This window comes from Mycobacterium sp. TH-M82, assembly GCF_057473605.1.
The window spans coordinates 1-1,431 of sequence record NZ_JBYCKY010000828.1; the positions used below are offsets into that span (position 1 = coordinate 1).

The 1,431-nt window shown below is 63.9% G+C and carries 2 protein-coding genes; both read right to left on the reverse strand.

Annotation, left to right across the window (positions count from 1 at the left end):
* Window positions 1-480: 480 nt before the first annotated feature.
* Window positions 481-711, reverse strand: coding sequence for a hypothetical protein (locus tag AC2VON_RS24155; protein ID WP_486955100.1), 231 nt, complete (start codon window positions 709-711; stop codon window positions 481-483).
* 415 nt (window positions 712-1,126) lie between these two features.
* The coding region (locus tag AC2VON_RS24160; protein WP_486955101.1) for a DUF3039 domain-containing protein at window positions 1,127-1,431 on the reverse strand (305 nt) is incomplete at its 5' end.

Consider the following 1,431-nt stretch of genomic DNA (forward strand, 5'->3'; position numbering starts at 1 on the left):
CCACTTGGGCGTCCGCGTCGCCGGGTCTTCCGCTCCGCTCCCATCGCAACCTCCGAAATAGTCTTCGGCTGTTGCGACGTTGACTGGAATCCGCCTGATCACACGCAATATGCCTCACTGGCGGGCTGAAAGGACCTGTCGTGTTGCAGGATCCGTTGATCCTTAAGCGATCCGAACGCAACGCTCCGTGCGCGTGCGGTAGTGGACTGAAGACCAAAAAATGCGTGCACAGGTGGGGTTTGTCGGCAGTGGCTCCATCCAGCGAAGGTGTCTAGCGTTCGAAAGATTCTATCCCACAGACGATTTCACTTCACACATGCGCCGTCGCGCGGTAGCCGCGATTGAGGACAGAGGGAGTGGCGTCCTTCAGTCCATAGCGCATTGGCGGCGGATATGTGGATGCTCGCCTTGACAACATCGTTTCTGACGCTGCGACAGCGGCGTGGGGTTTAGTCCGCAAGCCGCTGTCGCAGACTGCGGCTACCCTGCCGCCTTGAACGTGGCGGTCAGGGCGATGATCACGCGTCGGATCTCGTTCTCGAGTTCCGATGCGTGCGTACTAACTAACCCGGTTTCCTTCTCGATGCCGGTCACCGCCGCACGTAACGGTTTCAGGTGGCCCAGGGCCGTCTCGATGCGCGCAATGCCGTCGCGGATCTGCTCGCGCTCGTCCAGTGCGCCGCCAGAGGTGGCGGCCAAGCGGGCGAGCAACCGAACCACCTGGATGGCTGTTGCCAGCAGTTGTTCGCCGGTGGGATCAAGGCGGGATCAAGGCGGTCGTAATGGAGCACCACGACGCGCTCGGCGAGGTACACCCAGAACCCGACTGCGCGCGCATCCCGGGGCAGGGCCTCAGGTGTCGGGGAGACCAGGGGGAGGGGTGGCCGTCTCCGACCGCTCGCTCGAGGCACTGCGGCGGCTCGCAGCCGGTGGTTCCGACGATCGCGATCCGACGCCACCTACAACCGACGCCCCGCGCGGCGAGAAGCGCGGGGCTCTGCGGATGCGGACCTTGGGCCGCTGCCGCACCTGTCTCGCTGAGGCAGGTCAGCCTTCCGGTGAAGTACTCGCTGCGGAAGCCGGCAAGCCCGCCCGATGTTGATGGGGAGCGGAGAGCCACGTGCCATCAGCGACTGGGGCTCTTGGGCAATTGGTTCCATTGCTCGACGCAGGCAGGGCAGGGTGGTAATTCGTCGGGCAGTTGCGTGTTGACGAAGAACACGCCGCATAGCGCCCGCATGGCTCTCCCGTCGATGACGCTGTTCGCGATGTGCTCGCGGTGTGAGTAGTGCGCCGTCCGCCCCGGTACGGATTCGGCCAGGGTCCTGCTCTCCACTAACTGGTCGAGTTCGGCGACTCGGCCGGAGAAGTAGCCGGGTTCTGCGATGTTGGAATAGGTGTCCTTGTATCGGTCCCAGTCTTGCTCGGGTG